Origin of the sequence: Pajaroellobacter abortibovis, from assembly GCF_001931505.1 — a bacterium.
Taxonomy (GTDB): Bacteria; Myxococcota_A; Polyangia; order Polyangiales; family Polyangiaceae; genus Pajaroellobacter; species Pajaroellobacter abortibovis.
On sequence record NZ_CP016908.1, the window covers coordinates 1,330,071 to 1,344,274 of the forward strand.

Here is a 14,204-nt window from a genome sequence, read left to right on the forward strand (position 1 = left end):
CATCTTGTCTCTATAAAAGGAGCCATATACATTTCCAACTCTCGTAAAAACACTCAGAAAGCTTCATTCCCATGGCTACTTCTTTTGATTCTACCCCTTTTGTGTCGCAGAGAATCCCTTTAACCCACGAGGAGAAAAGGCTTCTGCAATCCAATGCGCGTGTTCTCCATTGGAAAAAGTGGGGGCCTTATCTCAGTGAGCGCGCATGGGGTACCATCCGGGAAGACTATAGCGCTCAGGGAGATGCGTGGCATTTTTTTCCCCATGAGCATGCTCGATACAAAGCCTATCGCTGGAATGAAGATGGCCTTGGAGGGATTTGCGACCGCCGTCAGCTCATTTGCTTTGCCGTTAGCCTCTGGAACCGGAAGGATCCCATTCTCAAAGAACGTCTTTTCGGCTTAGCGGGCCCTGAAGGGAATCACGGGGAGGATGTCAAAGAACTTTATTACTACCTCGATAATACCCCCACCCATTCTTATATGTCTTATCTGTATAAGTACCCCCAAGAAGAATTTCCTTATGCAGACCTGGTGAAAACCAATAGTCAACGGAGCAGAAGCGCACCTGAATATCACATTCAAGACACGGGGATATGGGACCAGGGACGTTATTTCGACGTATACATTGAGTATGCGAAAGTAAATGTCGAAGACATACTCATTCGGATTCGCATCTTGAATCGAGGGCCAGAAGAGGCATGGATCGATGTGCTTCCAACCTTATGGTTTCGCAATACATGGACTTGGAAATTGAATATAGCCCGACCCGAATTGCGCAAAATCGATGAACAAACCATTCATGTAGAGCATCCTGAACGAGGAAACTACTGGTTTTACTTCAAGAAAGCCTCTCTTTTGCTTTTTACAGAAAATGAGACCAACTGCGCGCGCCTTTACGGAACACCCAACCCTCAGCCCTACGTCAAAGATGCCTTTCACAGCTATTTGATCGAAAAAAATGAGGCAAGTGTTAATCCGCTCAACCGCGGGACCAAAACCGCTGCTCACTACCCTCTTTTGATCCCTCCAGGAGAAGAGGCCGTCATCCAGCTGCGCCTCTCTCAAGCTCCTCATCACAGCCCTTTTGCTGGGTTTGACAACCTATTCAAACAACGCAAACTTGAGGCAGATGAGTTTTATCAGCGCATCATCCCCTCCTCCCTTTCTGAAGATGCGACGCGCGTTGTACGTCAAGCCTTCTCAGGGTTACTCTGGTCCAAACAGTTCTATCACTATGTGGTGACCGATTGGCTGATGGGCGATCCCACCCAGCATCTTCCACCGAAAGAGCGTCTCACAGGGAGAAACCACAGCTGGTCCCATCTGTACAACGCTGACGTCATCCTGATGCCCGACAAATGGGAATACCCCTGGTACGCTGCCTGGGATTTGGCTTTCCAGTGTGTGGCTCTTGCCCCTATCGATCCAGATCTTGCAAAGGAGCAATTAATCCTCCTCTTGCGTGAATGGTATATGCACCCTAACGGGCAGATCCCCGCTTATGAGTGGTCCCTCAATGAGGTCAATCCACCGGTCCACGCTTGGGCAGCTTGGCGCGTCTACAAGATCGAGAAAAAACGGAAAGGGCATGGTGATACTCTCTTTTTAGAGAGAGTATTTCACAAACTGATGCTGAATTTCACCTGGTGGGTCAATCAAAAGGACTCCGAGGGAAACAATGTTTTTGAAGGGGGGTTTTTAGGTCTAGATAATATCAGCGTATTCGACCGTAATCAGCCCGCTCCTTCAGGAGGCCGCATCGAACAATCGGACGGAACAAGCTGGATGGCCATGTTTTGCCTCAATATGCTTGCCATGGCTCTCGAGCTTGCGGACCAAGATCCCGCTTACGAAGACGTAGCAAGCAAATTCTGGGAACACTTCATCATGATTTCCCATGCTCTCAATACACTCGGCCTCTGGCACGATAAGGATGGATTCTACTATGATATGCTCAACCTTCCTGATGGAACGCGACAGCCACTTCAGGTGCGGTCGATGGTCGGCCTGATCCCGCTCTTTGCAGTGGAATCTTCCAATCCCGAACTTCTCGAAAAACTCCCATCCTTCAAACGGAGGCTGGAATGGTTTGTGGAAAATCGCCCTGACTTAACGAGAGGGTGCTCGGACATGATCACTCCTGGACAAGAACAGCGCCGGCTTGTCGCTATTCTCAATCAGGAGAAGCTGCAACGCGTTCTATCCCGCATGCTCAGCACAAAAGAATTTTTGTCCCCTTACGGCATTCGGTCTCTGTCAAAGGCTTACCTGCACTTCCCTTATTCCATTACCATCCATGGAACTATACACCCGATCGGCTATGAACCTGCAGAGTCCACCAGCGCTTTCCTAGGAGGGAATTCAAACTGGCGGGGGCCTGTCTGGTTTCCAGTCAATTACTTGATCATCGAATCGCTTCAAAAGTTTCATCACTATTACGGCGATACGTTTAAAGTCCCATTTCCAACAGAGAATGGTCCTCTAATGACTCTGCGAGAAATCGCCCAACAGCTCTCCAAAAGACTCAGTCATATTTTTCTCAGAAACGCAAACGGCCATCGACCTTGCTATGGAGAATCAGAATTGTTGCAGACTGACCCACATTTTAGAGATCACATTCTATTTTATGAGTATTTTCATGGAGATAACGGCAAGGGGCTAGGAGCAAGCCATCAGACGGGATGGACAGCTCTCGTCGCAAAACTCCTTATCCAAAACGGAGAATGAATAAAGAAGAAAGTGAGAGTTGACATACAATCATTTTTATGGCTAGCGTTTTTTAAAATGGGCTTGTTGCATCTTTTCTCATCTTTTTTTGTGTGAGAAATGCTTTCCTTTTCTTCAATCACCCACCTCAGGAATCCTGGACCAGATAAAAGGGCTGCTGTTATCTCCTGTCTCTTTTCCTGATGTCTTCTTCAACCCCTTTGAAATCTATCTCTATCTTGCTTCCCTTCTCCACTCTTCTATGGATCTTTCTCTGACCCCCATTTTGTTTTCCTTCGGCTCTAGCCTGCTTCAAAGGTTACTCCCCCCAATCCATCGCCACAAACCTACATTTATGTGCAGGCACCATTTCTTTTTGTCCTGAACTCAGAACCGAGGTTAGCCCATGTCCAGCTCACTTGCACGTACATTAATCACAAGCATGATTGGCAACTTATTCGAATGGTATGACTTTGCTCTCTTTGGCTACCTAGCCCCTTACATAGGTAAACTCTTTTTCCCCTCTTCCGACCCGATGAGTGAGACCATTTTGGCCCTGGGGGTATTTGCAACAGGATTCATCGTCAGGCCCCTCGGAGGGCTCCTGTTCGGATACATTGGAGACCGTTGCGGACGGAAGAAAGCGATGCTCGCCACCATTCTCTTGATGGCTCTTCCCATGGCTCTGATCGGCATGCTCCCTACCTACGCCACACTGGGAATCACAGCCTCTGTCCTACTGATCATCATGCGGATGCTCCAAGGGATCTCGATGGGAGGGAACTATGGAGGCTCCATCACCTTCACTACAGAGCACTTTGTCCGCCAGCACCAGGGGCTTGTTGGGAGTTTTACCGCAATCAGCTGCCTGACTGGGATCATGCTAGGGTCAGCCACTGCAGCTCTCCTTTCCTTTGTATTTAAAGAGGAAGAACTCCTCCGTTGGGGATGGCGTGTCCCTTTTTTACTCGGAATCACCATTTGCGGAGTAGGATTCTACATGCGCAGACAAGTCACCGAATCACCCGTCTACTTGAAGGAGGTCGCGTCAGGACAGATCAGCCAACGCCCTCCCGCTGCGGAAGTATTTCTCAACCATGGGAAAACATTATGGACACTGGTCTTTGTCGTCATGCTGCACGACTTGAGCTTTTACGTACTCCTTCTCTACATGATCACCCACCTCATTCAGATCATTGGTATGGACGAACAAGCCGCATTCACCATCAATACCACCAATTTGTTCACTGCCAGTGTAGCCACATGTTTTGCAGGATGGCTATCGGATAAAGTAGGCCGCAAGCCTGTCTTAATAGGGGCTGCCCTGATGTTTTTGGTAGGGACTTTCCCTCTCATGCATCTCATGTTTTCATCGCAAAACGTAGGGCTCGTTTTCTTCGCACAGTTTATTTTAGCGATTACGGTTGGATGTTATTTCGGTCCCCTCCCTGCTTTGATGGTCGAATCTTTTCCCACCAAGGTGCGCTATTCCGCCATCGCGATCACGACGAACATCAGTGGTCCCCTCTTTGGAGGAACAGCACCGATGCTGGTGGCTTACCTCGTCACGAAGACAGGTTCCAAGATGATACCTGCCTACTACCTGATGCTAGGTTCTGTCTTTTCCCTTTTGGCTCTGCGAAGCCTAAAACTGTATACATCCCCCACCCCTACCTCCTCTTCAACGCCTGTGTTCGATTCCTACAGCATCGACAACAAAAGCCTATCCTAAAGTACACGAGCTATCCGTTTCCCTTTACCGTAAGGATGTTGGCTCTTAAACAGAGGGCCCCTATCTGTCTTTTTCTCTTACAGACCTTGGAACCCATAGGTCGCTTGAATCATAGCCTCCTCTTACCCAGTCGACAGGCCTTGTCAAAATTGGGTTTTGCTCCCATCCAAAATAACAATCCATACCCTTACCTCTATCCATCAACTCAATCGTCGATCCATCAAAACCAATTAGAAACTCCCTGCACGACTTGCACTCTTATTTTCTCCCGTCACATTGATTAGGAAGGCAGGTCTCGTTTTACTTCCCCCTCTGGGATGGACTGGTAATCCAATCAGGTGAAACCTCGATTGATAAAGCATTGGAACAAGAGACAACCGCCCCATCTCAACGCCTCAACCTAAAAAGACGACTCCACGCAAACGACTGATTTATTCCAACACTAGACCAGGCTTAGCCTTAACCTTCTTCTAAGCTTACTGGCAAAATGTAAAGAACAAGCACAAAAAGAAGAGAACTATCCGCACATTAATTGGCAATGGACGCCGGTGTTGAAGAGCAAGATAACCAAATTCTACCAAAAGGAGAAATCACATCTTCTATTCATCAAACACATGAAGAAGCGTCATGGTTAACCACACAAAAAGAGATCGTCGAGAATGCTAATGACCATGCGGCGTTACTTCCAACGCATGTACCAAACGCTAATCAGTTTTGAAGGGAACATGGAATTTATTGGGAACGGGTTTATGTGAGAAGCACTCATCCAAGTTATAATCATGAACCCAGAATTAACTGAGAGAACTATTCAACGCTATGCAGACCGTTTTTCCCTATTGTCCGAAAGTTTCAAGCAAACTGGCGCTTTAATATCCTCTATCCGCTACATCCAACAAAATCTGAACGAAATGATTGGGGTCCTACTAAAAATATATCCTCACATCAACAAATCAAAAATCAGTTGTGAGAAAAACACAAGAGAAATCACCAAGCAATTTGAAACAGAGATCCAAAAAACAAGCACCCAAGAGTCCCTTTATATGCTCCAATTTGGATTGCTACTTAATAAAGCGGTTGGGCAAAGCAGCATCAAACTTGAAGAGTACGTTAGGAGAGCATACACGAATAACCATCAATAAAATAACGCTACATCTAAAAAAAATAATTTCAGATTAAAGTAAGAACACACAAATTACTGTCAAATAAAAAGAAGAAGACGAAACCGATCCTAAAGCTTTTGCCAATGATGAACAGTTCCATTCCCTAAAAGAGCTATCCATTAAAGAGAAACAAGATAGTCCTTCAATACCCTCTCACTCACCAGTCAAGAAAAAAAGAAGAACATCGATAGGAGAAAATCTTAAAAGAAATAAAAAATTATCTATTGTAAGGGAACTAGTTGCCACAAAATCACCAAAACTAAAAGGAAAAGGTTTTATTGACTTCTTCTTTAAATTACAAGAAGAGACTCTCTCACTTCCCACCAATCAATGCATTTTCATCAAGGATTCCAAATGAGAAAATGTAGTCTATTTTGGAAAGCAACGCATCTCATTCCATCGACCTCACCATCAAGGCTGGAAAATGCCTACGTCAGCTCTCAAAGAAGTCAATCTGAGGCTACAAGGAGATGGGATTGTAATTTTTCCTATGAATCCTAAGAAGAAACAAAGCCTCAATTTAATATTTAATGCATAAAAATCTTAAATCAGAAAGGAGACTTATCTTACGAACGTGATCTACAAAACCAAATGAAACAAAAACACAATATCGATCAGCCCGATTGTAGGACTCGTCACAGGATGTGAAGGAGAATTAGCAGAATAGGAGATGTTTTCCTCTCAAAGCATGGCGATGAAATTGAGCACAAAGAAGAAAAAAACGAAAACAATCACGAGTGAAGTGCAAGATTCCACGGATGTTCTCATCACTTCTCAAGAAGAACTTCTACAAAATCCTCCAAGTGAAGAAACCTGGCCGGAAACACGCTACATGATGGTTGATGAAACGAAAGCAGCTGTAGAATATATGGAACGGATGACCGCGCTTTTTAATAGTCCATCTGCCGATCTTGAGTTTGTCACTGCAGAACCTAGAGGGGAGGAGTCCAAGCTCCTCATGATGAACCCATCTACAATGGAACCGATATTTAAAATATATTGCATTCCACTATAATCAAATCAAAATTATTTAAAAAATGAAGCAATATATTAGCAGAAATCCATTTCGAGGGGCCTGAACTGAATGTTGTTCCCTCATTTTTAAATGATACATCCACACAGCTTAGCAAGTATAAAGAAAAATCTCTTAAAACAACAGAAAACATTAATTAACCACTTTATCAAAAGATAGGAGCTCAAGCATCTTCTACACACCGCTGTCCCTATGCTCTACCAAAAGAAATAGACACTGAATTCGCCTTCAGGTATTGACCAACAATACAAGCATGCTCGAAAACAAATCAGATAAATTAAGAATGTCTTACGAAACTGCAATCCTGATTAACACTAAAGCGGGTGATCGATTCGCTGCAGCACACAACAACGCGATCCAATTCCTGCAAGAGATTGGTTCCGTTCTCATTTCTTATAAGAATGCTATCCTTAAGCAAACTTATTTATAAGACCACGGAACAGTTCTTGAGTACTTTAAACAACTTTAGCAAACTTTCGCCTCACTGCTCAGTCGATAGAGTCCATGCAAGGAAAAACCAATCGGAGCAATGCTAATAATTTGATTGTATCATCGACTACCCATCCCTGGCAGAAGAAAAGATAACCCATTCTTTTGAAGAAGATTAGATCATAGCCTTTTCTTCTCCTGAAGCGAGTCTACACAAAGAAACAATCGTGGAAGAGAGCAAGACAGATACATTTTTAACGAATCAACACGCTTCTCGTCTGAAGCAACTATCCATCTATATTCAACAAGAAAAAAAATTATCTGGAATCAGAGAAGAGATCGCTACGCAATCTTCCAAACCAACAACGAACGAACTTGTCTTCTTCTTCACCAAAATGCAAGCAATCACCTCTTCTTTACCCTAAGAAAAACGGATTAAAATATGCAATGCGAAACTGGGATATATAGTCTGTTTTGACAAGGTATGTATTCTCTTTCATCGCTCTCATCGCAATGGAGGGATGATGCCCAAAGCTCATCTAAGATCAGCCCATTCAGCGGTTTCAGACGTTAGAGTAGGATCTAAGAGGATTTCTCACCTTCCGCAAACCATCAAGAAAAAAAGCCCTATACAGCACAATGGAGCCCAGCCATTCAACACGCTTGCAAATTATAAAAAATCAGGAAAAGATACACATGAGTTCTTTTTTCAAGAATTGTTCTGCTTTCTTATAAAATAAGGTATTCATGTCATGTCCTCGCCTGGTGTTTCCTCTCGCTGGATCTGCATTACTCTCTATGGAGCAGGAGTTATCCCGGCTTGTAACTCCTCCTTCACCGAAGATACATACCAACAAGGATCAGAGCTGGAGTCAGAGGACGATCCCTCTTCTCCAAGCATGGGCGCCAAGCAATCCCCCCCCTCTTCTTCTTCACACGAACCATCCCAACGTACACTCCCTCAGTACCCCAACCAAAAGGATGGAAAGCAGAAACATGCATCACAAGATTCAACCGAAAACTTCCACGAAGCGGCAGAAAACAACGAGCTGAATCATGATCCATGCGTGCAACAAGCCTGCCCCTCAGGAACGACTTGCATACTCAAAGACGATCAGCCTCTCTGCACTGCAATCGCCTTTATCACCTCCGTTCGCATCCGAGGAGACATGCAGAGTATAGCTAGCGATCTCGATAACCTTAAGCCGAACGGAACAGGGGTCAAAGCAGCAGAGGATTTCTGTAATCGGGTTGCAGCAACTGGAACGGCTACTCAATCGTTAAAGCTCCATTTTTCTCCATGGCTCAGCACAGAAAAAATAGGTACACCGACCGCATGGGTATCCATTGCGGAATATCCTGTGCACAATCCGAAAAATGAAGAGATTATTTCCAGATTAGCTAACATGTATACTACACTCAAATGGGGTGTCGACATCCTCAAAATACCTATCCATGTGGATGAAAATGGAAACAACGTACAATTATTTCCAGATACCCTTCCATATGTTTGGACAGGGATTTCAGGAGAAGGTCAAGCAACCCATTTTCATTGCAAAGAATGGACAGTAGCCACTCACATTAAGGAGGCGACAGTAGGGTCCTATCAAGAGATCAACTCTCTCTGGACTAACTATACTACTCGAAAATACTGCAACCTGTACTTCCGCTTGTATTGTATCTCTTCTTCGTCGATCCACGAATAGATACATAAGAGACACCGAAAATATTTATTCACAAGTTTCTCAATTCCAGAAAAAACAAAAGAGAAAAATTTGGAAATTCTTGGATCAAGATTCTACGCGTATTGGATTGATTCAACGCGAATGGACGCATCTCAACGTCACCTGTCACCCAGAGGTGGTAACATAAGTTTAGAAAAAGAGAAGTCTATTCCTGTGTTCGATGGATTGATAAATAAAACTTTAGTTTGGCACGAATTTCCTTGGATGAGAGCCAGCTCAAGATCACGTACTTGTATCCAGGGAGGAAGGGGATCCATGCACTTGCAATTTCAAAGCTATTCTTCATGTATCTTTAACGGAGGATCTTTTTTCGTAATGTGCAAACATCCATCTACGCATTCACAAGAGAGTTCAGATTTAGATGAGTAAATTCCATCTTGTCCGAAAGATGCTTCCTCTTCACAGCACAGTGCTGATCATCAAACACATCAAGCTTCACGTGATGAGCCAACAATCCATCCACCTGTACTCAATTCAAATCAAAAAAGCTCAAATACGGAGCAAGAAAAAACAGAAGGAGAGCAAAGCAAATTATCGATTGACGCCAGCTCCACCCAACCTCAACGAAGAGGAACTCCAAAAAAGAGAAGCAAAAAGCCTAACTGCTCTGTGCAGCGATAAAAATTGCCCACCAGGCCTCTTTGTATTTCCAAAATACAGCACATCCGCCTGTACCTCGATCATCTTTATTACCTCAGTCAAAATTCGAAGAGATATGCAAGAAACAAACTGCGATTCCCTTCCTTTTCACCCAACCGGAAAAGGGTTTGAAGAAGAAGAATTTTTTAATAAATTAGCCATTACATGGAAAGCCACCAAAGATCTCAATTCGTATTTCACGTCTTGGTTAAGTACACTAGGGAAAGAAATGAGAAAGATACTTGGTACCATCAAAGAATATCCGGTCCACGATTTAGAGTACGAGGAGTTCGTCCCCAAGCTGAAATACTTCTTTAATGTGACAGAATCTACCATGTTACAAAAAACTATTCATGTTACCGAAGACGGAAGATCTTTTATGGAAGAACACGGCTTTATCGTAGTCACTCCTGCACGCAACAATGAAGAAGACGAATATATATGGACAGGGACAAGCCATCAAAGCCAACTTGCCTCTCATTGCGATTCTTGGGTGGGTGTTATCGCTTTAAATCAGGGCACAGGGGGGAATCATACCAAACAAAACTACCAATGAACGGAGACTACCAGCACACCGTGCAATGGGTACAATCCTCTCTATTTCTACAGGCTCAAGAAGAGCTGCACTTTTTTCATCTGAAGAGGAAAACCAAGAAAAGAAAGAGAAGGGAATCCATCTTCCCTTCCCCCATCCCAACTCTGCACAGAAAACAAGAGAAGCCGCAAACTTCTTCCGTCAAAAACTAATCAAACAGAGACAAATGTGTTAATTGTGAATTGCTCATTCTTTTTCTAAGCGTGAACTAACGGGGAGATGCCCATGTTGTTCGATAAGTATACCTACGCAAATTTTGAAACTTGGCAAGGTGATTTTTTGCTAAATGATAGACAGCAGCACTCGCATAAAGGGGAAAAGGGGAAATACAACCATATAAATCGGTCGATTCACGTTTCTCAAAAATCGAGCCAGTATGATACAACACTTTCAAGTTAAGAATTTCAAATTAAGTAATCATCATCGCAAAAAGTGACGAGTGATAAATATGTAGAAATTTGTGACATATCTTTTCTAAAAAAAAGCCCATCCTTCCTTGCTTCCTTATTATAGATCCCCTTCTCTCCTATTATGATGTATGGGATCTCACCATGAGGCATGTTAGATTGTGGCAACAAACGCAAGCGCGTGCAGTTACTCTCTGGCGGCAAGTGAAAGACGAACAGTCCTCACCTGCTCAATTATCTTTAGCTGTAGGGCTCGGCGTTTTTATCGGATGCAGCCCTCTCGTAGGACTTCACGGATGGTTGGCCATAGGGGGAGCAACACTGCTCCGACTTAATCGGCTCTATTGTTTCCTTGGATCTAGAATAGCGAATTTTCTCACGCTCCCATGGATTATTCTAGCTGAAATTGAACTTTCCTATCGATTCCGAAGAGGGGTGTGTGCCCCTTTGGATATCGTTACCATCATTGATCAAGCAGGAGAATTATTTCTTGATTGGTGGATTGGCTTTCCCCTGGTCGGGATTACACTAGCTTTTTTCGTTGGATCGTTAACCTGGTTCTGGCTCCGTCGACAGGCGCTCCATAGATCATCCGATATCCCTTGAGTTTTCCCTACATGCTCCTTCTACTTCTTGAACCGTCTTTGGAAGCTCAGAGGTCAGATTGAGGAATCCGTCCTGCGTCACGATGATGTTATCTTCAAGGCGAACGCCTATCCCACGCCATTTGTCCTCCACCCTAGTGCAGTTCGCGGAGATATAGATCCCTGGCTCCACAGTAAATACCATACCAGGGGCCAAAACACGAGGGGCCCCCTTTACAAGATAAGCACCTACGTCATGGACATCCATGCCCAACCAGTGGCTTGTTCGATGGGGGAAAAACTGTTTATAGCCACCATTCTCTATCAGCTCCTGTGCATTCCCTGTGAGTAAACCCAACTCCACTAAGCCATGCGTGATAACCTCCACACTGCGTTGATGAATCTCCTCCAATGTTGTACCCACCCGAACGGACTGGAGACTGGCAAGCTGTGCGTGGTAAACCAGTTCATAGATCTCTTTTTGTTCCGGGAAAAAAATACCGTTTGCTGGGAAGGTTCTCGTCACATCGCTCGCATAGTAGTCATATTCGCACCCCGCATCGACCAGAAGGAGTTCACCATCCTGAAGCCTTCGAACTCCTGCTCGGTGATGCAATGTTGTCGCGTTCGAACCTGCAGCAACAATTGAAGGATAGGCTTCCCTCGCTGCTCCACGCCGTCGAAATGTGTCAAGAAGCATTGTCTCTATCTCATACTCACACAGGCCTGGACGAGCAAAGCGCATCACGCGCATGTGCGCTTCAGCCGTAATCGATGCAGCTTCACGCATGGCCAGCAGCTCCACGTCTCCTTTCAAAAGGCGCATCTCATGGAGATAGAGACTGAGTTCAACAATCCGTGTCGGCCGTTCCGTACCCCTCCGTTCCCGTAGTTCCCGTAAACTATCGAGAACCAACGCATCCCATGTTGGGAAGACTCCCAGATCATAATAGACCACAGAGTGGCTCTGGAGGAGCTTGGGAAGCTCGACACGTATTACAGAAGATGGGAAAGCTTGCTCAAATCGATAGCATTCGAGGGCCCCTTCTAATCCTATCCTGGGACCGTCCCAGAGCTCGCGCTCGCTGTCCCGTGGCTGTAAAAAGAGAGAAGCTTTCCTCTCACGAACATCTATCACACAAAGACTTTCTGGTTCTTCAAAACCGGTCAAATAGAAAAAATTGGAATCCTGACGATAGGGATGTTCCACGTCCCCATTCCGGAAAACGCGTGGAGCGGAAGGGAGCACTACTATCCCATCCTCCGCCTCCTGAGACAGAACCTGACAGAGTCGGGTTCGACGAACAGCACAGGTTTCGGGACAGAATGCCTCGCCTACCGAGAAACTCACTGACAGACCTCTACGTAACGACGGGGTGCTCGCCCTTTCCATACGCCTGTATGAAAAGCGTAAGAAATAATCAAAGGCATGAGTGTAGTCGCTTCACCGAAAACCATCTGTTCAAAAGCGAGATCGACTTTCCCCCAAGAGCAGGCCTCGCGCAGAGTAGAACCAGAAAGTCCCCCGTCGCGTTCGTCGGCGACCGTCACCTGCACTGCATATTTATGCATACTGACAGGCTTTCCAATCATCTCAGCAGAGACAACCGTATCTTGAGCAAAATTTTTAGGAACTCCACCCCCTATCATCAAAAGCCCCGTCTCCTCGGCAGCGAGCTTGATCTTGGTTAACTCAAGAAAATCACGCGCACTATCAATAGATAGGCACTGCTCTCTCTGCCGATCCCATTGGTGGCAGATAAGTCCAAATCCTGCCGAACAATCGCTAAAAGCAGGGCAGAAAATAGGGACCCCCTCTTCCCACGCGGCAAGGACAATTCCATCGACTCCTTTTTTCTGTCCTGCTATCCACTTCCCCATTTCTCCGATAAATTCCCGGGATGAATAAGGCCTAGGCATCAACCGATCAGCGAGCTGCGCAATTGTACGATCGCAAATACGCAGCTCCTCTTCATCAATAAACGTATCATAAATGCGATCGATCCCCTGTTCACGCAATTGATGGTCGTCCACAAAGGGGGAACCGATGTAATGCTTAAAGCCAAGACCTTCAAAAAAATCCTGATCGACAATATTGGCCCCTGTGGAAACAATTGCATCCACCATTTGATTTCTGATCATATCCACAATGACCTGCTTGAGCCCAGCCGAAACCAGAGAACCTGCTAGGCAGAGAATCACCCCTCCTTTCTGTTCCTGAAGCATAGCCTCATAAATCTTACAAGCGCGATACAAATTCCTCGCTTGAAACCCCATTTTACCCATGGCGTCCACCAGTGGACGAGCATCCCACTGTTTAATATCAATATGCTCAATCGGCTGCTGAAGGTAATCTTGTTTTGTTACTATCATCGTCATTTCGTTTTCCATCTTTGTTCTCATAGTAGCAGTAGATACATCTTTTTACAATGTACACGTCAAAATGGCCTCGCTTTCATCCTTTACAATTAGAATGTTCCTGCCTCAATCAATCCAAGCCATCCGTTTCTTCCTCACGATGAAAAACGGATGAAGCAAAAAGCGCTGCTATTCCCAATGGGATAGGCGATTCCGATTGACCTAATCTTCATTTCACGCTAGGGGCTTTTCTTGGATGAAGGCAAGATTTCCCCTTCACCCGTTAACCACTCAACGCTCATTCTTTTTGTTGGAGAGCTCTATGAGGGTCCCTTCCTTGCCACTTCCACAAGCAGGTGGCGAAATCGATAGCTGGTGCACGAAGTGCCTATTAACACTGAATCATCGAATTATTGCTGTTGTCAAGGGGGTTCCGGCGAAAGTAGAATGTCTTACCTGCTATAGCTCACATAAGTACCGTCCGAATCCACACAACTCTGCCTCTTCTATACCACCTTCCCCTTCACGTAGTGCGCTTTCTTCTAAAACTCTATCCAAAAAAGGGCGTAAGACTAACTCAGAAGAAAAGAGCATGAGTTTTTGGGCTTTCGAAGTAGCTCAACAGCCAGCAGATGTGTTCAAATTATACGCAGTCTCTTCCCTATTCCAAGAGGGGGACTGGATTGTTCACTTTAAGTTCGGTAAAGGGAAAGTGAAGCGGGTGATAGAAAGGCACAAGATAGAAGTGCTGTTTCAAGATGGGGTCCGCCTTTTGGTGCAGGGTTTTATTGCGAGCTAAGTGCTCCATTCATCC

The 14,204-nt window shown here is 45.1% G+C and carries 13 protein-coding genes; 11 read left to right on the forward strand and 2 right to left on the reverse strand.

Features of this window, described 5'->3' with window-relative positions:
* The first annotated feature begins 71 nt into the window (after positions 1-71).
* The 10 genes from BCY86_RS06665 (at position 72) to BCY86_RS06715 (ending at position 11,054) form a co-directional block, all read left to right on the forward strand.
* Positions 72-2,729 carry an MGH1-like glycoside hydrolase domain-containing protein gene (locus tag BCY86_RS06665; protein WP_075277034.1) on the forward strand — a complete coding sequence of 886 codons (2,658 nt, stop codon included), beginning with the start codon at positions 72-74 and terminating at the stop codon, positions 2,727-2,729.
* Positions 2,730-3,114: 385 nt separating this feature from the next.
* A complete protein-coding gene (locus tag BCY86_RS06675) occupies positions 3,115-4,440 on the forward strand; it encodes an MFS transporter (protein ID WP_075277036.1) in 1,326 nt (441 codons plus the stop codon).
* A gap of 538 nt (positions 4,441-4,978) precedes the next feature.
* The gene (locus tag BCY86_RS06680; protein WP_075277037.1) at positions 4,979-5,158 is read left to right on the forward strand and encodes a hypothetical protein; all 180 of its coding nucleotides are present in this window, start codon (positions 4,979-4,981) and stop codon (positions 5,156-5,158) included.
* A gap of 61 nt (positions 5,159-5,219) precedes the next feature.
* Positions 5,220-5,579 carry a hypothetical protein gene (locus tag BCY86_RS06685; protein WP_075277038.1) on the forward strand — a complete coding sequence of 120 codons (360 nt, stop codon included), beginning with the start codon at positions 5,220-5,222 and terminating at the stop codon, positions 5,577-5,579.
* A gap of 691 nt (positions 5,580-6,270) precedes the next feature.
* The gene (locus BCY86_RS06690) at positions 6,271-6,615 is read left to right on the forward strand and encodes a hypothetical protein (RefSeq protein WP_075277039.1); all 345 of its coding nucleotides are present in this window, start codon (positions 6,271-6,273) and stop codon (positions 6,613-6,615) included.
* Positions 6,616-6,916: 301 nt separating this feature from the next.
* Positions 6,917-7,063 carry a hypothetical protein gene (locus BCY86_RS09850; RefSeq protein ID WP_156865134.1) on the forward strand — a complete coding sequence of 49 codons (147 nt, stop codon included), beginning with the start codon at positions 6,917-6,919 and terminating at the stop codon, positions 7,061-7,063.
* Positions 7,064-7,289: 226 nt separating this feature from the next.
* Positions 7,290-7,487 carry a hypothetical protein gene (locus tag BCY86_RS06695; protein WP_075277040.1) on the forward strand — a complete coding sequence of 66 codons (198 nt, stop codon included), beginning with the start codon at positions 7,290-7,292 and terminating at the stop codon, positions 7,485-7,487.
* A 327-nt stretch (positions 7,488-7,814) separates the two neighbouring features.
* Positions 7,815-8,768: a hypothetical protein gene (locus BCY86_RS06705; protein ID WP_075277042.1), complete on the forward strand. Its 954-nt coding sequence runs from the start codon at positions 7,815-7,817 to the stop codon at positions 8,766-8,768.
* Positions 8,769-9,168: 400 nt separating this feature from the next.
* Entirely contained in the window at positions 9,169-10,002 is an 834-nt protein-coding gene (locus BCY86_RS06710) for a hypothetical protein (protein ID WP_075277043.1), read from the forward strand.
* A gap of 590 nt (positions 10,003-10,592) precedes the next feature.
* Complete coding sequence (locus BCY86_RS06715; protein ID WP_083604249.1) at positions 10,593-11,054, forward strand: DUF2062 domain-containing protein; 462 nt, start codon at positions 10,593-10,595, stop codon at positions 11,052-11,054.
* Here BCY86_RS06715 and BCY86_RS06720 read toward each other — a convergent pair.
* Together BCY86_RS06720 and BCY86_RS06725 are read right to left on the reverse strand one after the other, a co-directional pair.
* Positions 11,037-12,383, reverse strand: coding sequence for an aminopeptidase P N-terminal domain-containing protein (locus tag BCY86_RS06720; protein ID WP_075277045.1), 1,347 nt, complete (start codon positions 12,381-12,383; stop codon positions 11,037-11,039). The genes BCY86_RS06715 and BCY86_RS06720 overlap by 18 nt on opposite strands.
* Positions 12,380-13,423: a 1,9-bis(guanidino)-5-aza-nonane synthase gene (locus BCY86_RS06725; RefSeq protein WP_216636010.1), complete on the reverse strand. Its 1,044-nt coding sequence runs from the start codon at positions 13,421-13,423 to the stop codon at positions 12,380-12,382. The genes BCY86_RS06720 and BCY86_RS06725 overlap by 4 nt, the downstream gene beginning before the upstream one ends.
* 223 nt (positions 13,424-13,646) lie before the next feature.
* Between BCY86_RS06725 and BCY86_RS09855 the strand changes: the two genes are divergently transcribed.
* Positions 13,647-14,189: a hypothetical protein gene (locus BCY86_RS09855; RefSeq protein ID WP_156865135.1), complete on the forward strand. Its 543-nt coding sequence runs from the start codon at positions 13,647-13,649 to the stop codon at positions 14,187-14,189.
* The last annotated feature ends 15 nt before the right edge of the window (positions 14,190-14,204 follow it).

Coding starts and splice junctions, on each gene's coding strand:
- BCY86_RS06665 (WP_075277034.1), top strand. CDS start 72: ATGGCTACTTCTTTTGATTCTACCCCTTTTGTGTCGCAGAGAATCCCT.
- BCY86_RS06675 (WP_075277036.1), top strand. CDS start 3,115: ATGTCCAGCTCACTTGCACGTACATTAATCACAAGCATGATTGGCAAC.
- BCY86_RS06680 (WP_075277037.1), top strand. CDS start 4,979: ATGGACGCCGGTGTTGAAGAGCAAGATAACCAAATTCTACCAAAAGGA.
- BCY86_RS06685 (WP_075277038.1), top strand. CDS start 5,220: ATGAACCCAGAATTAACTGAGAGAACTATTCAACGCTATGCAGACCGT.
- BCY86_RS06690 (WP_075277039.1), top strand. CDS start 6,271: ATGTTTTCCTCTCAAAGCATGGCGATGAAATTGAGCACAAAGAAGAAA.
- BCY86_RS09850 (WP_156865134.1), top strand. CDS start 6,917: ATGTCTTACGAAACTGCAATCCTGATTAACACTAAAGCGGGTGATCGA.
- BCY86_RS06705 (WP_075277042.1), top strand. CDS start 7,815: ATGTCCTCGCCTGGTGTTTCCTCTCGCTGGATCTGCATTACTCTCTAT.
- BCY86_RS06710 (WP_075277043.1), top strand. CDS start 9,169: ATGAGTAAATTCCATCTTGTCCGAAAGATGCTTCCTCTTCACAGCACA.
- BCY86_RS06715 (WP_083604249.1), top strand. CDS start 10,593: ATGAGGCATGTTAGATTGTGGCAACAAACGCAAGCGCGTGCAGTTACT.
- BCY86_RS06725 (WP_216636010.1), bottom strand. CDS start 13,423: ATGGAAAACGAAATGACGATGATAGTAACAAAACAAGATTACCTTCAG.
- BCY86_RS09855 (WP_156865135.1), top strand. CDS start 13,647: ATGAAGGCAAGATTTCCCCTTCACCCGTTAACCACTCAACGCTCATTC.